Here is a 22,264-nt window from a genome sequence, read left to right as displayed (position 1 = left end):
ACATGTTGGTGCCCTGAACAAAAGTAATCAAGAGGCATAGAATTAATTGTAAGTAGCTCCTAATCCCCCGTGCTCCCCCAAAAAACTACATCTATCTCTTTTGAAGTAAATTATATGCGTTCGGGTAGTGATTTCTTGCAGCGATTATATCCAGCATAATCAATCAGTTTGGGAAACTTTGTGCAATATTATCCCTCATTTTTTGAAAAGTAAATTTTCATCGCCGGCGAACCAGCATTCTCTGGTGGTGTTAAATATAATTGATTTTAGCTCAGGTGCATTGTGCTCTTTTTCGGCGTTAAGGAAGCTACCAGCGAAATCAACTTTATTATGCAACATGGATTAATACTTTCAAAAATTTGTCGAAAATCGTTTTATATTGTGCCCGTGAGAATCAAAACTACATTATTCTCTAGGATTAAAGTGTTTATATTTAGCATGGTGAATGTTTTTTTTAAGTTTTCACACAATCGGTTAATAAATGCATATGAATAAAAGAGAGGAACTCAGGTTTGAAAGAACCCATAAAATGCTTTCCAGATTCATTTCTACGGATGAAACCATTTTGGATTTAGGAACTCCCAATAAACTTTCTTCATTTCTGAAAGGCAAGAATTACAAAATTGAGAGTGCATTCGGGTTTGATTTTGATCTGGAACCGGAAAAGTTAAACGAATATAACTACGAAGTATTGACTGCCTTTGAAGTGTTGGAGCACTTAGTTTCACCATTTCCTCTTTTGAGAAGCACGAAGGCTACAAAGCTTCTTGTTACGGTTCCTCTAAAATTATGGTTTGCCAAAGCACATCGTAACATAAATGATCCATACGATCAGCATTATCATGAATTTGAAAGTTGGCAGCTTGATATGTTGTTGGAGAAGGCAGGATGGCAAATATTGCACAGGGAAAAGTGGGTTGCTCCAACCGGATATTTGGGAATAAGGCCATTATTGAGAAGGGTTACTCCTCGTTTTTATGCTATTTACGCCGAAAGGAAGTGATTTTTTGAACGCTCTCTTTCATCCAGCTATTCAGTTCCGAAGAGATACCGAACCAATAAGTCAAAGCAAAATAAATCAGTGTAATTATTGCCGATCGAACAGCAATATCGAACCATAGCGAATTCATCCTGGGCATAAATTGAGAGACGGCAAAAGAAATAGCAGCCACAATAATGACATAAATGTGACTGATTTGGAATGGCCACAAACCAAATTTTTTGCGGAGAAATAATATACGGGTGATTGTATAGAACGATGTTGAGATGAATGAGGCCATTGCCGCTCCGGTAATGCCTAATAATGGAATGAATATTACGTTTGTTATTACAACAAGAGCAATTAACATGAACATAAAATACGCTTGAAATCTGTAATATTTCGACGTGTTAATAATTATGGCGCTACTCCCGGTGGAAACTGTAACTAAATTTGCCATACTGATAAAAAAGATGACCCATTGGCCATTTTCATAATTTTCCGGCAAGATTCGAAAGATGTTGTGCAGGTTGCCCCAGATTCCGGCAAACAGCAATACACCGAAGAGAAACTGATTGATGCTGCTTTTTATTAGAACATCTTCTATTTTCGCTAAATTATTAGCTTTCCACGATTCAGAAATAATTGGCACAGTTACCTTATTCATGACTCTGGACGGAATCATTATCAACGTTCCAAAGTAGAAAGTAACGGAGTAAATTCCGGCAGCCTTCAAATCGATGTACGCATTTACCATGTACTTGTCTATGTTGATTAAGGCAAAACCACTTAGGCCCGAAATAATACCGAAAACACAGAGCAAAAGAATTTGTCTTTTCAGTTCCGGAGTAATGAAGCGAAGCTGTGGACGAAGATTGAATTTGTTCTTCTTGATGAGGTATAAGCTAAGAACTAATGGAGGGACAGATTGAATAATAACGAAGAGCAGCACGTATCTGGCAAAATCGATAACATCGAAATAGTACAGAAGAATAATGCCAAGGTTTAGGAATCTTAACAGGAAATCTTTGAGAAAGGTACCCAGAACGATATTGTAAAGTACTTTGTTGTAATTGTCGAATACAGCGAAGAACAGGAAAAAGAAAACCAAGGGCCATATATAAAAAGCATATTCCGAAAGTAAAGGTGATTTATCCAGGTTTTGCCGGATCAGGTAAGGCGTGAAAAAGTAAAGGAAAATTGAAACCAGAATGAAGCCGGTAGCCGAAACAGCCATCACCAGAAATAAATAGCCATTGTGGTGTTTGTGGTTATCTCGAAAAAAGGGAAACAATCGGTTAGTGACATCCTGAAAACCAAGTCCGGACAACTGTGCCAAAATGGTGGATATGGCAATCAGCACTTGCGTCAATCCAATTTCTTCCGCTGAAAAGATTTTGGGAGATAATATGGCCAGGTTCAAAAAACCCAGCAAAACGCCTGCATACGACCAGATGGAACCTCGAATAGTTTGTTTGATGATTATTCCCACGGAAATTAGATTTATGTCAAAAATATTTAATAAAAGTGAGTTGAACGGAGCGTTTGTTAAAAAAATATACTTTTGTGTATATGTGAAACGGTAACATGCGATACAAATGAAGAAAATTTCCCTAAAACCGGGATTACCCTATCTGGTGGCAGTCCTGTTATTTTTTATCCTTTCGTTCGTGTATTTCTCTCCCGCCCTCGAAGGGAAGAAACTCAATCAGCACGATACAAATACCTATTTAGGGATGTCCAAAGAGATACGGGATTACAACAAATCTCATGATGATGTGGCTCTTTGGACCAACAGTATGTTTGGAGGCATGCCTTCTTATCTTGTTGGGTTACCGATTACAAAAACGATGTTTCTTCCGTTGTACAAGTTGACCAACTTGTTTAATTTCAGGCCGTTTAGTTTTCTTTTTCTTTATTTTATTGGGTTTTACATTGCCCTTTTGTTGTTTGGCGTTGATCCGTGGCTTGGTATTATTGGGGCTATTGCCTTCGGATTTTCATCGTACGATATTATTATCATAGCGGCTGGGCATAACAGTAAGGCCATTGCCATTGGTTATATGGCACCTATTATTGGCGGCTTGTATTATGCCTTTAGAAAGAACCGCTGGGGCGGAGGTCTGATTATGGCCATTTTTCTCGGCTTACAGATTTTTGCCAGTCACTTACAGATAACATATTACACGCTATTACTCGTTCTGGTGCTTGGTGTTACCGAATTGGTTATGGCTATTCGGAAAAAGCAGCTCGTTCCGTTTGCCAAAACGGCCGTAGTACTTGCATTTTTGGCATTACTGGCTGTTGGTGCGAACATGACCCGTTTGTGGACGACGTATGAATATGGGAAATTTTCTATTCGGGGAAAATCGGAACTGACCAATGATCAGCATAACCGAACTTCGGGGTTGGATAAGGATTATGCTACTGCCTGGAGTTATGGTAAAAGTGAAACTTTTACACTATTGATTCCCAATTTTAATGGAGGTTCGTCAACCGGAGGTTTTGATACCAACTCAAAAACTTACCAAACCTTACGGCAGAACAATATTCCCAATTCACGGCAGATTGTAAAACAATTACCGGGTTATTGGGGATCGCAACCGGGTACTTCCGGACCAGTTTATGTTGGAGCCATTATCTGTTTCCTCTTTGTGCTTGGTTTAATTTTGGTGAAAGGGCCACTGAAATGGTGGTTGGTCGTAGCAACTATTCTCTCTATAACTCTGGCGTGGGGAAAGAATTTCATGCCATTGACTGATTTCTTCCTGAATCACGTTCCCGGATACAACAAGTTCCGAACAGTATCCATGATACTGGTGATTGCCGATTTTACCATCCCGTTGCTCGGATTTTTAGCGTTGAAAAAATTGTTGAGTGGTGAAGTGAGCAAAAAAGAGTGGATCTATGCATTCAAATGGGCTTTCGGTATCACTGCCGGTTTTTCATTGTTGTTTGCTTTAGTTCCCGGTTTGGCCGGAAATTTCTCCGGACCGCAGGATGCACAATTTCCGGGTTGGTTGCTGGAATCCCTACAGGAAGACAGGCAGGCCTTGCTGCGCAGCGACGCTTTCCGCTCGCTTGTATTCATCGTTCTGTTTGCTGCCGTGCTTTGGGGAACCTATGAGAAGAAGGTAACCAAACGAAACGGCCTGATCCTGATGGGTATTTTGATCCTGATTGATTTCTGGGGAGTTGACCGTCGATATCTGAACAAGGATAATTTTGTGACACCGCGTCAGGCGAAGCAACATTTTGCCGAGACTACCGCCGATAAAGAGATTTTGAGAGATAAGGATCCCGATTTCCGGGTACTGAACATGACGGTCAGCACCTTCAATGATGCTACTACGTCGTATTATTTTAAGTCGATTGGCGGATATCACGGGGCCAAAATGCGCCGTTATCAGGAACTGATCGAATACCATCTTCAGCACGAAATGCAAATTTTGGGAAGTCGTCTGAAAGCGATGAAAAGCAACAATGACATGGATTCGTTATTTGTGGGCCTGAATGCCATCAACATGATGAATACCAAATATGTGATTGTGAATCCTAACGGTGCTCCGTTGAGGAACCCGATGGCACAGGGGCATGCCTGGCTGGTGAAAAGCTACCGGATGGTGGATAATGCCGATCAGGAGATTGCTGCTTTAAACATGATCAATCCGGCTGAACAGGCAGTGATCGACAAACGGTTTGCGCCTGAAGTGAAGAACGTTCAGATACAGTATGATCCCAATGCGCAGTTGAAGTTGACTTCCTATTCACCTGATGAAATAGATTATCACTACAAAGGACAAGGAAATCAGATGGCGGTTTTCTCTGAAATTTATTATCCCAAAGGTTGGAATGTATACATCGATGGTAAGAAAGTGCCCTATTTCCGCACTGATTATGTTTTAAGAGGAATGGTATTGCCTGCCGGCGATTATGATATTCAATTCAAATTCCAACCGGTTTCCTATCGTATGGGCAACACCATTTCGATGGCCAGTTCAGCCATTCTCCTTCTTTTGTTGTTAGGTATGGGAGTGAGAGAATTCATGCGGAGAAAGCAGGCGAACGCGTAAAATAATTTTGAGCAGAGGGATATACTATGTCAAAAAGAAAGCCCAAAAGACTGAAACGGCGATTATTCAGTTCGTATTTTACTACAACATTGAGTATTTCCATGGTCCTTTTTCTGTTTGGACTAATGGGATTGTTATTGTTGAATGCTAAACGGTTGTCAGATTATGTGAAGGAAAATATCGGGGTAACCCTGATTTTGAATGACAATGCGCGTGACGTGGATGTGATTCGTCTTCAGAAAAAGCTCGATGCCACCGATTACATCAAATCGACACGTTTTGTTGATAAAGCCACGGCTGCAAAAGAGCTGAAGAAAGAGTTGGGCGAAGATTTTGTCGACTTTTTGGGATACAATCCATTGCTTTCATCCATTGATGTGAAGGTGTATGCCAGCTACGCCAATCCCGACAGTCTGGCCTTGCTCGAAAAGAAATTTCTGGAATATCCCGAGGTGAAAGAGGTGCATTACCAGCGAAATTTGGTGAGGCAGCTCAACCGGAACGTGAATAAATTAAGTGTCATACTTGCCGTACTCAGCCTGCTGATGTTGGTCATTTTTGTGGCGCTCATTAACAATGCGATTCGGTTGTCCATCTACTCCCGAAGGTTTCTTATCAATACCATGCAACTTATCGGGGCCACGCGCGGATTTATCCGAAGGCCTTTTATGTCGAAAGGCGTTTTACATGGCATTTATGGTGCCATTATCGCTTCCATCATGTTGTTGGGATTGATATTCTCGTACCAAAAAGAATTAAAAGCGGTGATTGACTTTCAAAACATGGAAACCATGGGAATCCTTTTGGGATTGGTTTTCGTGCTGGGTATTCTGATTTCGGGAGTGTCTACCTTTTTTGCCGTTAACAAATTTTTGCGGTTGAAATTTGATGAACTTTTTTATTGATATTACTTTTGCCTTTTAGTAAAATTCGATACAATGGCCAAAAATTCGGAAAAATTAAAGAATCAGGGATTTGCTTTGGGACGACAAAACTATCGCCTGCTTGTCATCGGTTTTCTGATCATCATAATAGGATTTATCTTGATGGTCGGTGGGAAAAGCGACGATCCCAACGTGTTCAATCCTGACCAGATATTCAGCTTTCGCCGGATAACACTTGCTCCCATGGTGGTGCTCTTTGGATTTCTTTTTGAAATCTATGCCATCATGAAGAAATCGAAATCCGAAGAAGAGGCTTAATCATATTTCTAAGGCAGAAGCGAGAGTTATTGCTGTTCGTTGCTGCCTTTTTTCGCTGGTTCCGGTAAATATCCCGAAAAAGCATTTATGTAAAGCGGGTATTGCCGGAAGTTTTTTCAATGGATATAACTGCTGGCAAAGAGTTGTAAGGTATCCTGATTTCGCATTTATAAGATTATTTTGCATGCAATTATGCAGTTTTTGAGATAATTGTTATTTTTGTCGGCTGATATTCAGTAAATTATTGTTAAGTCCGGCTTTTTTTGTGAAGTAAACCGAACATGGCTGAAGAGGCGAAAGTATTTGATTTTAAGGGAGGAGAAATTCTTGTTTTTGATAAACCACTCGAATGGACCTCATTCGATTTGGTGCAGAAAGTCAGGAATAACCTTTGCCGGAAAATGCGTATAAAGAAGTTGAAAGTGGGACATGCCGGAACGCTTGATCCCATGGCAACGGGCATTATGGTGCTGTGTACCGGGAAGGCTACCAAAAAAATTGAAGAGCTTCAGGCGGGTGAGAAGGAATACATTGCAACGCTGAAACTGGGAGCAACCACTCCTTCGTTCGATTTGGAAACGAAGGAGGATGCCACTTACGAAACCGGGCACATTACGGAAGAATTATTCCGGGAAACCGTACGGAAATTTATTGGAACCATCGAGCAGGTTCCGCCTGAATATTCAGCAGTAAAAGTTGAGGGGCAGCGGGCTTACAATCTGGCGAGAAAAGGAAAATCAGTTGAACTGAAACCGAAAATTCTTGTTGTAAAAGAGATCGAGGTACTGCAATTTTCTGAGTCCGAAGCCAAACTTCGCATTGTATGCGGAAAAGGTACTTACATAAGGGCGCTGGCGAGGGATATCGGACAGGCATTGAACAGCGGAGCTTACCTGATAGGCTTACAACGAACCCGCGTGGGTGATTTCACGCTGGAAAACGCGCAACAAATTGAAGAATTTCTCGAATCGTTAAAAGATATGACGATTGCTGAGGAGGCTAAATAGAAAAAGGTTCATCAAATTCCACATAAATTGTAATCTTCTATGAAGTTATCAAAGTTTAAGTACAATCTTCCTGAAAATCTCATTGCTTTGCATCCGGCACAAAACCGTGATGAATCGCGGATGATGGTTTTGCATCGTGAAACCGGAGAGATCGAGCATAAAACCTTCAAAGATATTATCGACTATTTCGATGATGAGGATGTGATGGTATTCAACAATACCAAGGTTTTCCCGGCAAGGTTGTATGGTAATAAAGAGAAGACAGGCGCGCAAATCGAGGTATTCCTGCTTCGCGAGCTGAATCGCGAGCAGCGGTTATGGGATGTGCTGGTTGATCCGGCACGTAAAATCCGTATTGGAAACAAATTGTATTTTGGCGATGACGACCTGTTGGTTGCCGAAGTAATCGACAATACCACTTCCCGCGGACGTACGCTCCGCTTCCTGTACGACGGTCCGTATGAAGAATTTAAGAAGACTCTTTACAGTTTGGGTCAAACACCGCTTCCCAAGTTCATCGACCGGCCCGTTGAAGAGGATGATGCCGAACGTTATCAGACCATTTTTGCCAAGCACGAAGGAGCTGTTGCGGCACCGACTGCCGGTCTGCACTTCAGCCGTGAACTGCTGAAACGTTTGGAGATTAAAGGCGTCGATTTTGCGGAGATTACATTGCACGTGGGACTGGGTAACTTCCGTAGCGTCGATGTGGAAGATTTGACCAAGCATAAAATGGATTCAGAGCAAATCTGGATCAACGATAAAGCTGCCAAGCAGGTGAATGGCGCCAAGAAATCGAAACACCGGGTTTGTGCAGTAGGTACTACCGTGATGCGGACACTCGAAACTTCTGTATCGACCATGGGTACGCTAAAACCGTTTGAAGGTTGGACAAACAAGTTCATCTTTCCGCCTTACGAATTTAGCGTGGCCGATTCAATGGTGTCCAACTTCCATCTGCCTCTTTCCACCTTGTTAATGATGGTGGCTGCTTTTGGTGGTTACGATAAAATAATGAATGCCTATCAGGTGGCCATTAAAGAGAAATATCGCTTCGGAACCTACGGTGATGCCATGTTGATCATTTGATCGAAAATATACGCTTAAAAGCAAATAAAAAGAGGATGTCAGTTACGGCATCCTCTTTTCTTTTATCTAATGTTTGAATTTATTTCTTATCGGAAAAGGAGTAAGGAAACGAATCGGGTTGAGTTCCCCGTGTTTTGTTGGGCTGATTTCCCATTTCAAACTTGATTTCCCCGCCTTTTTCAATGGTTTCGTGCGTCAGATAGTTCTTGTCATACGTTTGGCCATTCAACGATGCTTTCTCTATATACACGTTTTTGTGGCTGTTTTTGTCAGCTACTACCGTGAAGGTATTCCCGTTCTCCAGTTTCAGGGTTATCTTCTTAAAGAGCGGGGAACCGAGCACATACTGGTTACTTCCGGGCGCCACCGGATAGAATCCCATTGCTGAAAATACGTACCATGCCGAAGTTTGTCCGTTATCTTCATCACCACACAAACCGTCAGGATTGGGTGTGTAAAGCTTATCCATCACATCGCGGACATGCATTTGTGCTTTCCAGGGTTGCCCCAGGTAATTGTACAGGTAAATGGCGTGCTGGATGGGTTGGTTTCCGTGCGCATACTGGCCCATATTGGCAATCAGCATCTCGGTGATTTCGTGGATTTGAATGCCATAGTACGAATCATCGAATGTTGGGCGGGTAGTGAATACTTCATCCAAACGTTTGGCCATCTTGTCGCGGCTACCGAAGAGTTTAGCCAAACCAGCCGGGTCCTGAAATACCGACCAGGTATAATGCCAGCTGCAACCTTCCGTAAAAGCGTCTCCCCATTTGTCGGGACGGAAAGGCGACTGGAAAGTTCCGTCTTCATTCCGGCCCCTCATGAAATCCACCGAAGGGTCAAATATGTTTTTGTAGTTCATGGCCCGCTGAGCAAACAGCTTTATCTCTTTCTTCGGCCGGTCGAGCGCATTGGCCAAACGCCAGATGCACCAATCGTCGTAAGCATACTCCAGTGTCCTGGCGGCATTCTCATTGATGCCAACATTGTAAGGAATGTAGCCCAATTTGTTGTAGTAATCGGCTCCGTAACGGCCAACTGAATGAACCGGACCAACACTTTTGGTATTTTTCAGAATAGCATCATACAGCGTGTTGATATCGAATCCCCGTATTCCTTTCATGTAAGCATCCGCAATAATCGAAGCCGAGTTAGAACCAATCATACAATCACGGTGTCCCGGACTGGCCCATTCGGGCAACCAGCCACTCTCTTTGTACGTGTTGACCAGCCCCTGCATCACCTGCGAATCATGTTCCGGGAACATCAGGGTAAAGAATGGGAAAACGGCTCGGAAAGTATCCCAGAATCCATTGTCCGTAAACATGTAGCCTTTCTCTATTTTCCCGTTGTACGGACTGTAATGCACAATCTCGTTATCGGCATTCCGTTCGTAAAACTTGCGCGGAAACAACATGGTCCGGTACAGCGCGGTATAGAACGTGCGGTATTGGTCAACCGTGCCACCCTCCACGCGGATGCGGTTCAGCTGCTTGTTCCATGCCTGGTAGGCTTTCTCTTTTACCTGGTCGAACGAATCATTGCCAATTTCCCTTTTCAGGTTTAGTTCGGCCTGTTCGGGGCTGATGAAGCTCGACGCTACTTTGGCATTTACTTGTTCGCCTTTTGTCGTTTTGAACGTAATAACAGCGCCCACATGCTCTCCTTTGGCTTCGGTTGAACCCGACGAAAGCTTCGTATTGTCTTTCCAGGTTCCCGCTACGGTAAACGGTTTGTCGAAATAAATCACGAAATAGTTGTGGAAATTATCCGGTACGCCACCGTGGTTATTCCGGCAATAGCCGATAATCTTCCGCTCCTGCGGAATAATTTTCACCATTGAGCCCATGTTGAAGGCATCAATCAGCACGTGAGACGAATCGGATTGCGGGAACGTAAAACGGAAACGGGCAGCCCGATCGGTTGGCGTGATTTCGGTGACCACATCGTAATCGGCCAGGTACGCGCGGTAATAATCGGGGCGGGCGATTTCCGCCTTGTGAGAATACCACGACGCACGCTTGGCCCCATCGATGATTACTTTTCCCGTTTCCGGGAAGATGGAGAAAGCGGCATAATCATTAATCCAGGGACTTGGTTGATGGGTTTGTTTAAAACCCCGGATTTTTTTTGCCTGATACGTGTAGCCCCAGCCATCACCCATTTTTCCCGTTTGCGGGGTCCAGAAATTCATTCCCCACGGAAGGGCAATGGCCGGATAAGTATTTCCGTTCGAAAGGGAATAATCCGACTCGGTTCCCAGCAGAGGATTGACATACTTGACCAGGTTATCACCCGGAGGCACATCTTGTGCCTTGCTGACGGTTGTTTGCCCAAGCAAACCTGCAGTCAGCAGCAGACTAAAAATAATTTTCTTCACGATTCTCTGAAATTTGGTTACGTTTTCAAAGATAAAAATTTAGCGAAGGTTTACTGGAAAAATAAACTGAAATGCTTGATGATTAGTGCTCCAAAAGAAAAAGGCAAGCTGTCAGGTTATTGCCTGGACGACTTGCCTTTGGTCGTATCTTCTTCCCGGTAGGAAGATGACACTAGCGGAACTTAACTATCTGGAACGAATTTCTTTTCGCATAAAGAAAACATACGAAAGCGCGAAACAAACTACCGTGATGGCGATAATGGCTGTCAGCTGCGGCCACACGAGCAGCAGGCTTTGTCCCAACGGAAGCGGGCTCGGGATGGTTCCGTGTACCTGCTCCATGGTGAGCGGCCCAAGGCTGCGCACCGAAGGCATCAGCAACGTCGTTGTTGCTTCACTGAATAACTGACTTGGCGAAAGACGCAGCAAGTCGAGAATGAAGTTCCGGTGAGCAACGATGTAACGCTCCGGCGCCATTTCGGGAGGCATGGTTGCCCGGGCGATCAACTTCACAATCAGGTTGTAGAAAATGCTGAAGAAGAGCCAAACCGAAATTCCCGCCAAAGCGGAAGTAGCAGCCTGCCGGAACTTAACCGAAAAGAGTATCGACAAATTCAGCCACAAGGCCACATAGAAGATACTGAGCACGATAAAGAATACGATGCGCAGAAATTCTTCGGGCGTAGGCGGAATACCGATGATAACCAATCCAAGCCCCATAACGAGGAAGCCCAGCGCAAAGAACATCACACTGATAACCGTTATCGAGGCCATGAACTTGGCGTTGATCAGGTAATCGCGGTGAATGGGTTGCGCCATGACGCGGCTGAGTGTTCCTTTATTTTGCTCCGAGTTGATGGCGTCGAAACCGAGGCTGATACCGAGTAGCGGTCCCAGGAAACTGATGAACACAAAGAATGATGGCAATGTTCCGTCCGAAATGGTGAACAATTTCAGAAAGAAGAATGCATTGCCCGGATCGCCGGGTTTAACAGCATGACCGATGTTGGTCAATGCAGTGTACAGCGATCCGACACATGTTAGTACGATAATGCCGATCAGAATTTTGAAACGCCAGCTGCGTACCAGGTCCGATATCTCTTTGTCGACAATTACCCGGAAGGGATGCATGGCCACGTCCTGGCGGGATGCAAGTCCCAGCGAACGGGCCAGCTTGTCGAGCCACGACTCTTTGGGTTGTTGTATCTGTTTTGCTATATCACTCATGAACTTCACCTCCTTCGAAATAGCGGTTATAAATGTCATCGAGGCCGTACTCCTTTTTGTGCAGGTAAGCCAATTCGGCGCCCGATGATACAATTTCCCTGGCAATGTCGGCCGTGGCATCGCGCGAACATCCAACGTATAATTTTAGTTCTTCCTGCAAAACAGAAGTAACTCCTTCGATGGTTTTCAGGCTGCTGACCAGTCCATTTCCATTGTTACCGTTTCCGGAAGAAGCAAGCCCTGCTTCCACAACGAACGATTCGTTGGAAAACAACTTCTGCGAAAGCGACTCGATATTTCCTTCGGCAATCAGCTTACCGCTGACAAAGAGTCCTACGCGGTCGCAAACCTGTTGCACCTGATGCAGATTGTGCGATGAAAATAAAACCGTAAGACCTTCTTCTTTGCTGAGTTGAACAATCAGCTCGAGAAACTCCCGAATTCCAGTCGGGTCGATGCCCGAGGTCGGTTCGTCGAGGATGATGACTTCGGGCGTTTTGATGAGCACTTCGGCCAGGCCGAGCCGTTGTCGCATTCCGCGTGAATATTTTCCGGTTTTCTTTTCGGCCTGTTCGTCGAGTCCGACACGGGTTAACATCTCCCGGGCCTTCGTTTCTACATCTTTTTCCGGTATACCGTTCAGCCGGGCGATGTATTTCAGGTTTTCCATCCCGGTCAGGTCAGGGTAGAACCCCACATCTTCCGGAAGGTAACCAACACGCCGTTTCACCTCAATCGGATTTTCGGTGGAATTGATGCCGCAAACCTTTACCGAGCCGGAAGTTGGCTCAGTAAGTCCCAGCATCATCAGGATAGTAGTAGACTTTCCCGCACCGTTTGGACCGAGTAAGCCAAATACCTCTCCTTTTTTCACCGAAAGGTTTAAACGATTGACGGCTGTGAACGATCCGTAATTTTTGGTCAGATCGACCAGCTCGATAATGTTTTCAGCCATGCATTACCTCCTTCCGTATTTGCGGAACAGATAAAACACGCTTCCAAGTGCTAAGAAGATGATGAGAACGCCAATCCATCCCCACAACATGGGTGTTTTGACTGAGACACGTAACTCGGCCTTGGTACCTACTTCCGGTGTTTTGGCTTCGATTTTGGTGACATAATCACCGGCTATTGCCTTTTTGGACGCCTGGATGGTTGCCATCACTTTGGTGGTGTGGCCGGCCTGGAGGTCGATAATTTTTTTCGGATCGAAAGTAACTTTCCAATCGGTAGGTTTCGTTACATCGAAATTAATGTCTTTCAGATCGGATGAGCCGGTGTTGCGCACCAGGAATTCAAGCTGTTTCTGGTCGCCGGCGGTAATATCGGTGCTGAGCAGGCCGGTGGGCGTTGTCAGGTCCATGTTGAATGTTCCGGTAATCACCACTTCGAGGGCAATATCGGCTGAGGTGGTTCCGGAAGAGGCTGTTACCGGGATGCGGTACGTACCGGCCTTCACTTCTGTCGGGGGTTTTATCTGGATGGTGATATCTTTCGACGCATTGGGAGCGATATTTACTGATGCTACTTCTTTGTAACTGGCTTTAATGGTTACGTTCCAGCCACGGGGAGCATCAGCTTTGAGCGCGTAGAGTTGATTGTCGGCCGTACTGTTTTTCAGCTTGGCTTTAAAGGTAAACGTTGCCTTTGAGTTCCCTTTCATGTTGGGTTGGTCGGTAGTGAACTCGGTTTGGTAGGTTCCTCGTTTCGAAACGACCACATTCAGCGGAAGCGAGGTGTATCCACCGGCTAAAACCTTGAAATGGTAGCTACCTTTATTAATCTTCAAAGGCACATCCACTTTCAGGGTCAGTTTTTCTTTTTTCCCGGGAAGGACAGAAATCTGGCTGATTTTCCAGCCGCCCGATTTCAAATCGCTGTCCCATCCACGCGGCATTCCTACTACCGAAATGGGCATGGTTTGAATCTGACTGGTGTTGTTGATAACCTCGATGTTGTAATTAATCGTTTCTCCCGGTGGAACGGATATGCGGGTGTAGGGGGTGTACAACTCGACGCCGGTTCCGGCGGCATAGGTTCCGAAGAAAACCAATTGAAACAGAAGACTTAATGATAAACTTAACCATTTAGTGCGGGTAGACATAAAAGAATCCTCCAATGTTTTTTAGGTGATTTACTATTCGGAGGCTAAGTATAAGATTAACTTTATTAAACTTCTGTTAAAAAATTTAATTAAATCCTAATAAACGTTTATTGGCGATAGTTTTTGTGGGATTGAACCCTGTGTTTTTAATTTTTCTCAAGTTTGGGACTTTGAAAAAGCTGAAAGTAGTAGTTAAATAAAAAAAAGTCCGGATAGGTTTTGTATCCGGACTTTTAGCATAATGATGGTTTACGAATCATTCGTTTGTGTTTTCCTCGCCAGGCGTCGTTTCGTTTTCAGCCGTTTCAGTTGAAGTTTCGTAAAGCTGATAAATGGCTAACCGGGCTGGGTCGTCGGGAAATAGGATTTTGGCAGCAGTGTTGATTTTCACCAGCTTGTCCCAAATGGAATTGTAAAGCTTTATGCGCTCGTCGGTAACGAGTAGTTGCTGCTTTTTCAGCATTTCCTGTTCGTTATCGGTTTCAATGAGTTGATTGGCTAAATCTTCCAGTTCGGTTAGCAGGTCTTCCGACATGCCTTTGGCTATTAGCCCTGCGTTAAACTGCCCGGAATGGGCAGCCGTAACTGCCTGGTTCAACAGTGGAATCATCTCTTTTTCCGATCGGCGCGCTTTATTGTACCGGGGACGACCGAATGCGCTGTCAACCGCTTTGGTTTCGCCAAAAGCTGAATGCACAAAATAGAGCAACCGTTTGTACGCGTTAGTTGCCTGTAAGCGCAGTACTTTTAACTTGTTGGTCCGGATCTCAATTGCGGCCTGGTGTTCTTCTTCCGAATTATCAGCCAGGGCCTGGTCTGTTTCGTTCTTTAACTCAGTTCCAAATTCGGGCGTGAATATCGGATCGAATGATACAAATACCGGTTGGTCGTTAGTGAATTGAGGTTGTACGGCCTGGGCCTTGGTGGTGACTTCGTCATAGGTCTTGCTAAAATGACGCGTAATTCTTTTTTTGTTCATAGTTAAATGATTTTTTGGTTGGAAATAGAAAAAACAAGTTATCTTTTTTGATGATTATTTACAATAATTGTTTGGTTGAAGTGTTTGAATATCTGCCTGAAAGGTTCTCTCATGTCACCGGATTCGATTTTTTCCCGGTTACCGAAAACCGTCTTTTTATTATCCGTTGATAGCTTTTGAACAGATGTGGAAAACTTTTTATTCGAAACGGTTAGTAGCTATCCGTTGGTTATCAATCATTCACCCGGGCCGGTTCTTTTTTCACCGGGGTATTCCGCCTTCTCACCAACGATTTCCATCGGTGGAATTCGTTGGTGAGACGATGGAAAGGGGCATCGGAATGCTGACAAGGGCTGGTGAGACGATGACATGAGCCGGTGAGAAAATGAAGGGCATAGGTGAAAAAGTGGCAGAGGCTGTTGAAATGCTAACACATGCCGGTGAGAAGAATTTCACCGGTACCGGAAAATGCGGGGCCGGTACGGAAATAGATGAACAGAGCGGATGAAGGGCAATTGGAGCGGATACACAGTGAACATGGCCAATGATAGCCTGCACCAACGTTAAAAAAAAACGGGGATTTGCAAGAGATCGGACGCTTGGAATTTATGTTACTTAACAATATTTTAGGGGGTAACCTTTTCCTTCCGAAAGGTATAAAAGAACAGAACCACTAACGAAATCTAATTATTTAACTAACGTTTGTTTTATGAAAAAAACGGGAGTTGCTCTCCTTTGCCTTTTTACCCTATCCATTTTTAATTTGTTTGCTCAGGAAAATGAAACAAAGATTCCGGCGTTTCACCGGGTCGATTTCATTTCGCCGGGCTACCGCTACGAGTTTCCGCTTGCCGGCAGATTCACCGGCAGTGCTGGCTTTGAAACCATACCGTATTATACGGAAACGGGTGCTTATCTCAGCCATCTGATGCATTTTCAGGCTAAAGCATTTTACCTGCTTCCTTACGTGGAAACCGGCGTACAATGGCGGTATTCTGACGCACGGCGGATTCGGATGAACAAAGACATCAGCCACCATATCGGGTCGTATGTGAATTTGTCGGGCCGCTACTATGTGGAAGCGTTGAATATTCCGCTGTATCGTGAGAATGTGGATGGAATATATTCCGGCGGTTTTACTTGGCGACTAACCTGGGGCATTCGTCGTCCCGCGGGCGACGCGGTTATCTGGGATTTATTTACCGGATTTGAAAGTAATATCGGCGACCGGGTTATGTCAGGCGGTTTGATTCTGGGTGTTCGTTTGGGACTGGTACTATAAACAGGGAGGTTGACCAATGAGAAAGCTGTTTTACATCGTTGTCCTGCTGTTTTGCTCACTGGCTGCTTCAGCCCAGCGGCACGATCAGCCCAACAATCTGATACTGTCGTATGGAATTGATCAGAATGCCGTTGACGATTTGAATTCGGTTTTTGGCGGTTTGGGGCATGAGTTTTTTCCGTTGTCGTTTATGGGGCTCCAGGTCGATGGGAAAATCGGGCGAATGTGGGATATTGAGTCGCTTTCGGACTGGGATGGTGAATGGTTTAAAATTGGGGATTACAATATCTCGGCAACCTATACCATTCTTTCGGCCACACCTCGGCTCTATCTGGTACTCGATGATGACGAAGATGGTTTTTGGGCATTGTTTCTGGAATATAGTGTTGGAACCTGGCGCATGTGGGGAGATGGCCGTTTCCGGGACCCGGAAGGAAATTCGTATTCGGGCTTGGGTGATACCGGATTCCAATATTTTCAGGGAATGGCATTAGGAGTTCGGGCGCGCTTATCACATCGGGTTTCCAGTATGCTTTCTCTGGGAGGGAATAATATCAGCTACAACAAATACATCAACAGTATTCAGTTTAATACTCCGACGGAGATAGAGCGTCCGGGTTTAAGGGGAGCTCTTGTCATCGGTATCGGTTTGTCTATTAGTATGTGGCCGGAAAAGAAGAAGCATTGAACTCTTTCTCAGCGGGTCAATCGTAAAAAAGTAGTTGAGGTTAGGTCTCCGGCAGGTAAGATTTTTATATTTGTTAGGGGGATACGGTTTTAGGGAACCAGGGAACCGTATCCGGCAACCTGAATCGAACGACACAAACCTTAACGATATCCAAATGAGCAATCACCTGACACACGCACTCGCCCTGCTGACAGTAGGAGCGGCTGCAACTGCCTGCACGCAAAAGGCTCCCAAACCGCAACGGCCCAACATCATCTACATCATGAGTGACGATCATGCGTACCAGGCCATCAGTGCGTATGATTCCACCCTGATTAAAACGCCCAACATCGACCGGATTGGACATGAAGGCGCTATTTTTTCTCATGCCTTCGTCACGAACTCGCTTTGTGCGCCCAGCCGGGCCGTGATGCTGACCGGTAAACACAGTTTCATCAACGGAAAAGTGGACAATGTTCAACGGTTCAATTGGGATCAGGAAAGCTTTCCGAAGCTGCTGCGGCAATCGGGTTACCAAACGGCCCTTGTGGGTAAAATCCACCTCGACGGAACTCCGCAGGGGTTTGACTATTCCGCTGTTCTTCCCGGCCAGGGACATTATTACAATCCCGATTTCATTATTAACGGAAAGGAGGAACGGATTCCGGGCTATGTAACAAAGATTACGACCCGATTGGCGCTCGACTGGCTGAAAAAACGTGACACGAACAAACCGTTCTGTTTGCTTTTCCACGAAAAGGCACCGCACCGCGAATGGATGCCGGAAGAAAAGTACTACAAGGAATACACGAAGAAGGAGTTTCCGGAGCCGGCTACCTATCACGATGATTACAGTGGTCGCGGAACAGCCGCCCACGCTGCCGAGATGCGGGTATACCGCGACCAGAACTGGTCGGGTGACGACAAGCTCTATCCGGACGTGATGGATAAACTGGGTCTGAAAGATCCGACTACCTGGGGCCGCAATGCCTTCAAACACAATGTTGGTCGAATGGATTCGACACAGAAGGCTGCCTGGGATTCGGTGTATAAGCCGATGAATGAAGCCTTCGAAAAAGCGTATCCGAACATGAGTGAACAGCAGCTGGCACACTGGCGTTACGAGCGCTATATGCAGGATTACCTGGCATGTGTTGCCTCGGTGGATGATGCCGTTGGCGAGTTGCTCGATTACCTCGATAAAAGCGGTCTGGCTGAAAATACCATCGTGGTGTACACTTCCGATCAGGGCATGTATCTCGGTGAGCATGGCTGGTTCGACAAACGGTTCATGTACGAGGAATCGTTCCGCACACCTCTGCTGATGCGTTACCCGAAAGAGATTAAGCCGGGAACACAGATTGATCAGTTGGTACAGAACCTTGATTTTGCTCCGACGTTCCTAGACTACGCTGGCGTGAAAATCCCGAAAGATATGCAGGGCATGTCGTTCCGGAAACTGGTGGATGGGCAGAGCTCCGAATGGCGTGATGCCATTTATTACACCTATTACGAATATCCGTCCATTCACATGGTAAAACGGCATTATGGAGTACGAACCAACCGGTACAAACTCATGCATTTCTATTACGATATCGATGAATGGGAATTGTATGATTTAGAGAAGGACCCGCATGAAATGCACAATGTGTATAATGATCCGGCTTATGCCGATGTGCAGAAGATGATGCACGATAGATTAACAGAGTTGCGCCAGAAATATGGCGATTCGGACAAATTCAATAAACAATATCTCGACGCTTATTTGGAGGCTGTGAATAAGCACGAATAGAGCAAACTGCTAATCGCAAAACAAAAAAAGGGTGCCGATGGCGCCCTTTCTTTTTCCTCAGTCGAGTAATGACTACAAAAAAAGCCGGTCGTCTCTGACCAGCTTTTTCAGCTCCCCAGGTAGTCCCGATGGACTTCGGGAGAACCTACGACCTACGGATTAATCCCGACGTACGTCGGGACCGCTCTAAGCAACTGAGCTGAACCTTGCAATTAATCGGTCGATCGAATTTCGTTCAATAATGTCTTCAATATATTTTCTGCTTTTTTGTCTTTTGATATGTTTTTCAATCTTGAGAGCGATCGTTCGCGAATGACCAATCTCAAATGCAACTATTAGGTGCCAGGGACGGTGTTTGCTGGTAAAACTATTTTCTGACAGATAATTGTGCTCATCTAATCTACGCTCCACATTATCTGTAGAACCAACATAAAAGATATCTGAGGAGGGAGAATGCAGGATGTAGAGGTAAAACATTTTCACTTTAACACATTGAAAATGTTAAGGTACAAAAAAAGCCGGTCGTCTCTGACCAGCTTTTTCAGCTCCCCAGGTAGGACTTGAACCTACGACCTACGGATTAACAGTCCGCCGCTCTAACCAACTGAGCTACTAGGGAATTTTTTTATCGGTTTCTAACCAATGTTTGCTGTGCGAAGATAGTTGTTTTCGGCTCGCAAACTATTGTTTTCACCGGATTTTTTAAGAACATTCCTTCAACGTTTTCGTCAAAGGCGTTGCAAAAATAACAGGTTTTCCTAAAAACTAAAATATATTTGTGAAAATTTTAAAGTCAAAAAACAGCACAATATGCATAACGTTGATTATCCGAAAATCCTGGGTATAGGCAATGCCCTGGTAGACATTATGACTCTTCTAAGTGACGAATCCACTCTGCAGGAATTTGGACTTCCGAAAGGAAGCATGACCCTGGTCGATCGCGAATTATCAGAGAAGATGCAGGAAAAGACAAATGGTTTTGAAAAAAAGATAACGACCGGAGGTTCTGTGGCCAATGCCATGAATGGTGTGGCTAACCTGGGCGTCCCCTGTGGATTTATCGGCTCAGTGGCCGAAGATGATATGGGACAGTTTTTCAAATCGAAACTGGAAGAAAACCGGATTAAACCATTTTTGAAAAAGATGAATACCCGCACCGGACGGGCTGTGGCCCTGATTACCCCGGACGGAGAAAGAACCTTCGGAACCTACCTGGGAGCTGCAGTTGATATGGGGGCTGACGACGTCGATCCGAAAGTATTTGAAGGATTTGACTATTTCCTGATTGAAGGCTATTTGGTACAGAATTATGCATTGATTCTGGAAGCAGCCAGAAAAGCAAAAGCAGCTGGTTTGAAAGTGGCACTCGATTTGGCCAGCTACAATATAGTGGAAGCAAATCTTGAGGTACTGAATGATCTCGTGGATAACTACGTTGACATTTTATTCGCCAACGAAGAGGAAGCGAAAGCTTTTACAGGAAAAGAACCGGAAGATGCATTAGATGCGATTGCATCACGCTGCGATATTGCCGTTGTAAAAGTGGGTAGCAAAGGTGCTTTCATCAAACAAGGAACCAGTAAATGGCACATTCCTGCTAAAGGAAGCAAAGTTGTTGATACAACCGGAGCCGGTGATTTCTTTGCTGCTGGTATGTTGGCCGGAGTTTCCAAAGGCTACGAACTGGAAAAAGCCGGACAGTTGGGCGCACTTTTGGCAGGACGGATTATCGGTGTGGTAGGAGCGCAATTGGATGCTGAAGCCTGGGGTGAAATTAAAGCGGCAGAAGCTCAGTTATAGATACTGCGAAAGAAATAAATTAAGATATCTGGAGAGCAGAAGAAAGCCGGTCACTATTTGACCGGCTTTTTTGTGTCTTTTTACTACCTACGTCCTGATCTTTTTTCGGAAGATGATCGCGAACGGTTGCTCTTACTGGTAGCTTTTGAACTTCTGTTATTTGAGCTACGGCTACTTTTCACGCTTGAACTGCGACTGCTTCTACTTGTGACGCTTGAACTTCTATTACTGGAGCTATGACTTCGGGACGATACCCTGGGCTGCCTGGAAGAACTTCTTGAAACTGAAGATCTCGATGACGTTTTCGGCTTCCGATACGAACTTCTTGAACTGGAAGAACGGGAGGACACCTTTGGTTTGGAAGATGACCTGTTTGAATAGGTAGCGCGTGATTGCGATGGCTGCCTGTAACTACGCCCAACAGTCGATGATCTCGACGATCTGCTATTTCTTATCGTTGTTTTTTGCGGCGCGTGTCTTTGTGTGCTTACCGAGGAACGTGTGCCGGTTCTGTTAGGCGAACTGCTTCGTCTTTGAGATACTCCGTTTCTATTTCCCTGATATGGATTTGCAGTGGATCTTCCGGAGCGTACCGTTGATGACCTTCGTGTGTCTACCGATCTCCTGTTGGCAGAGGAATTTGCCCGTGTCCCTGACGGGGTACCCGAAACCGTTCGTCTTCCGGAATTTGAATTGGCATTGTAAGTTGGTCTGGTTCTTACCGACTGCCGACTGCTGTTCGTTCTTCTGTGATTTGAGTTGTCTGTCCGATATCCCTTGCTTCTTGTGGCTGTTCTTCTGTACAGATCGTCACCTCTTCTTCTCAGGTCCGGACGTGAGTAGGTTGTTCTGTAGTTACCTCTTCTAATTCTGTCGCGGACTCCCGGAGAATGTGCCCGCACATGACTGTAATAGAAATTGTGGTATCGATGGTACCGATAATGATTCCAATGGCGATAATGGGCATAATAGTAGTGGTCAAAGTGGCTATGATAGCCAAAGTAAGTATGCCAGTAATAAGGGCGCCACGAATTCCAATAGGAAGGATAATGTCCCCATCCCCAGACGGAATGCCAGCGAACATAACCGGGACGATAGATAAACCGGATGATGGGCCAGAATGCAACCTGGTAGGTCGTAACGGTAACCGGTGCCGGAGTTGCTATTACTGTAGTATTACCCATGTAACCCGGGTTGGGTGTTTCCTGACTGTCGGCATAAATGGGTTCCACAATGTAATTTTTGCCGTAAAGCGCTTCGTCACCAATAAGCTGTATCCGCGCTGTCCCGTCGTCGAAGCGTTGAACGGTGAAAACGGCAATGTCCTGTGTCTCATTCCTGTTGAGTTGAGTTCTTAAAACGATGTTATGAACGTCTCCGTCAACATAATCTACCACCGAGATGTAGTCAACCAGGTTGTCTCCATTCAGGTCGAGATTATTGATATGTGAATTTGGGTCGTTCAGGCTTCTTTCAAAAGCTTCCAACGTTTCTGACTCCTGGAATAATTTCATGGTAGCATAGAGGTTCAGGTTGTCACCCGGCAAACCCAGATATTCATCCGGATAATCTCTTGCTGTAGCAATGCCTGCCCAAAAGGTGAGGATTGCAAGGACGGATATGATGATTGTTTTTTTCATAGCGGTAGGTATTAAATGAGTTATTCCTGATAGAAGAAAT

The 22,264-nt window shown here is 45.0% G+C and carries 19 protein-coding genes and 1 tRNA gene; 11 read left to right on the top strand and 9 right to left on the bottom strand.

Going from position 1 to position 22,264, the window contains the following annotated elements:
• Window positions 1-487: 487 nt before the first annotated feature.
• Window positions 488-1,003 (top strand): class I SAM-dependent methyltransferase, encoded by a 516-nt coding sequence (locus tag T426_RS0114715; protein ID WP_025865532.1) that lies wholly within the window; start codon window positions 488-490, stop codon window positions 1,001-1,003.
• Here the strand turns inward: T426_RS0114715 and T426_RS0114710 are convergent.
• On the bottom strand, window positions 981-2,471 hold the full coding sequence (locus tag T426_RS0114710) for an oligosaccharide flippase family protein (protein ID WP_025865531.1): 1,491 nt from the start codon (window positions 2,469-2,471) through the stop codon (window positions 981-983). The genes T426_RS0114715 and T426_RS0114710 overlap by 23 nt on opposite strands.
• Window positions 2,472-2,577: 106 nt before the next feature.
• Here T426_RS0114710 and T426_RS0114705 point away from each other — a divergent pair, with 106 nt between their 5' ends.
• The 5 genes from T426_RS0114705 (at window position 2,578) to queA (ending at window position 8,350) form a co-directional block, all read left to right on the top strand.
• The gene (locus T426_RS0114705) at window positions 2,578-5,052 is read left to right on the top strand and encodes a YfhO family protein (protein WP_036984860.1); all 2,475 of its coding nucleotides are present in this window, start codon (window positions 2,578-2,580) and stop codon (window positions 5,050-5,052) included.
• 26 nt (window positions 5,053-5,078) lie between these two features.
• Window positions 5,079-5,957, top strand: coding sequence for a cell division protein FtsX (locus T426_RS0114700; protein WP_025865529.1), 879 nt, complete (start codon window positions 5,079-5,081; stop codon window positions 5,955-5,957).
• 33 nt (window positions 5,958-5,990) lie between these two features.
• Window positions 5,991-6,254, top strand: a complete 264-nt coding sequence (locus T426_RS0114695; protein WP_025865528.1) for a DUF3098 domain-containing protein — start codon at window positions 5,991-5,993, stop codon at window positions 6,252-6,254.
• A gap of 281 nt (window positions 6,255-6,535) precedes the next feature.
• The gene (gene truB, locus T426_RS0114685) at window positions 6,536-7,261 is read left to right on the top strand and encodes a tRNA pseudouridine(55) synthase TruB (protein ID WP_025865527.1); all 726 of its coding nucleotides are present in this window, start codon (window positions 6,536-6,538) and stop codon (window positions 7,259-7,261) included.
• Window positions 7,262-7,300: 39 nt separating this feature from the next.
• Window positions 7,301-8,350 (top strand): tRNA preQ1(34) S-adenosylmethionine ribosyltransferase-isomerase QueA, encoded by a 1,050-nt coding sequence (gene queA, locus T426_RS0114680; protein ID WP_025865526.1) that lies wholly within the window; start codon window positions 7,301-7,303, stop codon window positions 8,348-8,350.
• Between the two features lie 79 nt (window positions 8,351-8,429).
• Here the strand turns inward: queA and T426_RS0114675 are convergent, their stop codons facing one another.
• From T426_RS0114675 to T426_RS0114655, 5 genes are all read right to left on the bottom strand, one after another.
• Window positions 8,430-10,733, bottom strand: a complete 2,304-nt coding sequence (locus tag T426_RS0114675) for a GH92 family glycosyl hydrolase (RefSeq protein ID WP_025865525.1) — start codon at window positions 10,731-10,733, stop codon at window positions 8,430-8,432.
• Window positions 10,734-10,919: 186 nt separating this feature from the next.
• Window positions 10,920-11,999, bottom strand: a complete 1,080-nt coding sequence (locus T426_RS0114670; protein WP_234406842.1) for an ABC transporter permease — start codon at window positions 11,997-11,999, stop codon at window positions 10,920-10,922.
• Window positions 11,953-12,915: an ABC transporter ATP-binding protein gene (locus tag T426_RS0114665; RefSeq protein WP_025865523.1), complete on the bottom strand. Its 963-nt coding sequence runs from the start codon at window positions 12,913-12,915 to the stop codon at window positions 11,953-11,955. The genes T426_RS0114670 and T426_RS0114665 overlap by 47 nt, the downstream gene beginning before the upstream one ends.
• A gap of 3 nt (window positions 12,916-12,918) precedes the next feature.
• Window positions 12,919-14,064 carry a COG1470 family protein gene (locus T426_RS0114660; RefSeq protein ID WP_025865522.1) on the bottom strand — a complete coding sequence of 382 codons (1,146 nt, stop codon included), beginning with the start codon at window positions 14,062-14,064 and terminating at the stop codon, window positions 12,919-12,921.
• Window positions 14,065-14,320: 256 nt separating this feature from the next.
• Window positions 14,321-15,043, bottom strand: coding sequence for a hypothetical protein (locus T426_RS0114655; protein WP_025865521.1), 723 nt, complete (start codon window positions 15,041-15,043; stop codon window positions 14,321-14,323).
• Between the two features lie 385 nt (window positions 15,044-15,428).
• On the opposite strand from T426_RS0114655, the gene T426_RS26215 reads away from it, so the two are divergent.
• The 4 genes from T426_RS26215 to T426_RS0114625 all read left to right on the top strand — a co-directional run bounded on the left by T426_RS26215 (window position 15,429) and on the right by T426_RS0114625 (window position 18,784).
• Window positions 15,429-15,551 (top strand): hypothetical protein, encoded by a 123-nt coding sequence (locus T426_RS26215; protein ID WP_262502899.1) that lies wholly within the window; start codon window positions 15,429-15,431, stop codon window positions 15,549-15,551.
• A gap of 201 nt (window positions 15,552-15,752) precedes the next feature.
• Entirely contained in the window at window positions 15,753-16,325 is a 573-nt protein-coding gene (locus T426_RS0114635; protein ID WP_025865519.1) for a hypothetical protein, read from the top strand.
• A 16-nt stretch (window positions 16,326-16,341) separates the two neighbouring features.
• Window positions 16,342-17,013: a hypothetical protein gene (locus tag T426_RS0114630; RefSeq protein WP_025865518.1), complete on the top strand. Its 672-nt coding sequence runs from the start codon at window positions 16,342-16,344 to the stop codon at window positions 17,011-17,013.
• Between the two features lie 154 nt (window positions 17,014-17,167).
• On the top strand, window positions 17,168-18,784 hold the full coding sequence (locus T426_RS0114625; RefSeq protein ID WP_036984858.1) for a sulfatase family protein: 1,617 nt from the start codon (window positions 17,168-17,170) through the stop codon (window positions 18,782-18,784).
• Between the two features lie 186 nt (window positions 18,785-18,970).
• Here T426_RS0114625 and T426_RS26310 read toward each other — a convergent pair whose 3' ends face one another.
• A complete protein-coding gene (locus tag T426_RS26310) occupies window positions 18,971-19,261 on the bottom strand; it encodes a GIY-YIG nuclease family protein (protein WP_025865516.1) in 291 nt (96 codons plus the stop codon).
• A 68-nt stretch (window positions 19,262-19,329) separates the two neighbouring features.
• A tRNA-Asn gene (locus T426_RS0114615) sits at window positions 19,330-19,403 on the bottom strand.
• Window positions 19,404-19,594: 191 nt separating this feature from the next.
• On the opposite strand from T426_RS0114615, the gene T426_RS0114610 reads away from it, so the two are divergent.
• Entirely contained in the window at window positions 19,595-20,584 is a 990-nt protein-coding gene (locus tag T426_RS0114610) for an adenosine kinase (protein WP_027585900.1), read from the top strand.
• Between the two features lie 83 nt (window positions 20,585-20,667).
• Here the strand turns inward: T426_RS0114610 and T426_RS25800 are convergent, their stop codons facing one another.
• The gene (locus T426_RS25800; protein WP_153637576.1) at window positions 20,668-22,224 is read right to left on the bottom strand and encodes a hypothetical protein; all 1,557 of its coding nucleotides are present in this window, start codon (window positions 22,222-22,224) and stop codon (window positions 20,668-20,670) included.
• Between the last annotated feature and the right edge of the window lie 40 nt (window positions 22,225-22,264).

This window comes from Prolixibacter bellariivorans ATCC BAA-1284 (assembly GCF_000621705.1).
In the GTDB taxonomy this organism is placed as follows: Bacteria; Bacteroidota; Bacteroidia; order Bacteroidales; family Prolixibacteraceae; genus Prolixibacter; species Prolixibacter bellariivorans.
Note: the sequence above shows the minus strand (reverse complement) of the source record. Positions and strands in the feature narration are given on the sequence as shown.

Coding starts and splice junctions, on each gene's coding strand:
- T426_RS0114715 (WP_025865532.1), top strand. CDS start 488: ATGAATAAAAGAGAGGAACTCAGGTTTGAAAGAACCCATAAAATGCTT.
- T426_RS0114705 (WP_036984860.1), top strand. CDS start 2,578: ATGAAGAAAATTTCCCTAAAACCGGGATTACCCTATCTGGTGGCAGTC.
- T426_RS0114700 (WP_025865529.1), top strand. CDS start 5,079: ATGTCAAAAAGAAAGCCCAAAAGACTGAAACGGCGATTATTCAGTTCG.
- T426_RS0114695 (WP_025865528.1), top strand. CDS start 5,991: ATGGCCAAAAATTCGGAAAAATTAAAGAATCAGGGATTTGCTTTGGGA.
- truB (WP_025865527.1), top strand. CDS start 6,536: ATGGCTGAAGAGGCGAAAGTATTTGATTTTAAGGGAGGAGAAATTCTT.
- queA (WP_025865526.1), top strand. CDS start 7,301: ATGAAGTTATCAAAGTTTAAGTACAATCTTCCTGAAAATCTCATTGCT.
- T426_RS0114670 (WP_234406842.1), bottom strand. CDS start 11,999: ATGACATTTATAACCGCTATTTCGAAGGAGGTGAAGTTCATGAGTGAT.
- T426_RS0114665 (WP_025865523.1), bottom strand. CDS start 12,915: ATGGCTGAAAACATTATCGAGCTGGTCGATCTGACCAAAAATTACGGA.
- T426_RS0114660 (WP_025865522.1), bottom strand. CDS start 14,064: ATGTCTACCCGCACTAAATGGTTAAGTTTATCATTAAGTCTTCTGTTT.
- T426_RS0114655 (WP_025865521.1), bottom strand. CDS start 15,043: ATGAACAAAAAAAGAATTACGCGTCATTTTAGCAAGACCTATGACGAA.
- T426_RS26215 (WP_262502899.1), top strand. CDS start 15,429: ATGAAGGGCATAGGTGAAAAAGTGGCAGAGGCTGTTGAAATGCTAACA.
- T426_RS0114635 (WP_025865519.1), top strand. CDS start 15,753: ATGAAAAAAACGGGAGTTGCTCTCCTTTGCCTTTTTACCCTATCCATT.
- T426_RS0114630 (WP_025865518.1), top strand. CDS start 16,342: ATGAGAAAGCTGTTTTACATCGTTGTCCTGCTGTTTTGCTCACTGGCT.
- T426_RS0114625 (WP_036984858.1), top strand. CDS start 17,168: ATGAGCAATCACCTGACACACGCACTCGCCCTGCTGACAGTAGGAGCG.
- T426_RS26310 (WP_025865516.1), bottom strand. CDS start 19,261: ATGTTTTACCTCTACATCCTGCATTCTCCCTCCTCAGATATCTTTTAT.
- T426_RS0114610 (WP_027585900.1), top strand. CDS start 19,595: ATGCATAACGTTGATTATCCGAAAATCCTGGGTATAGGCAATGCCCTG.
- T426_RS25800 (WP_153637576.1), bottom strand. CDS start 22,224: ATGAAAAAAACAATCATCATATCCGTCCTTGCAATCCTCACCTTTTGG.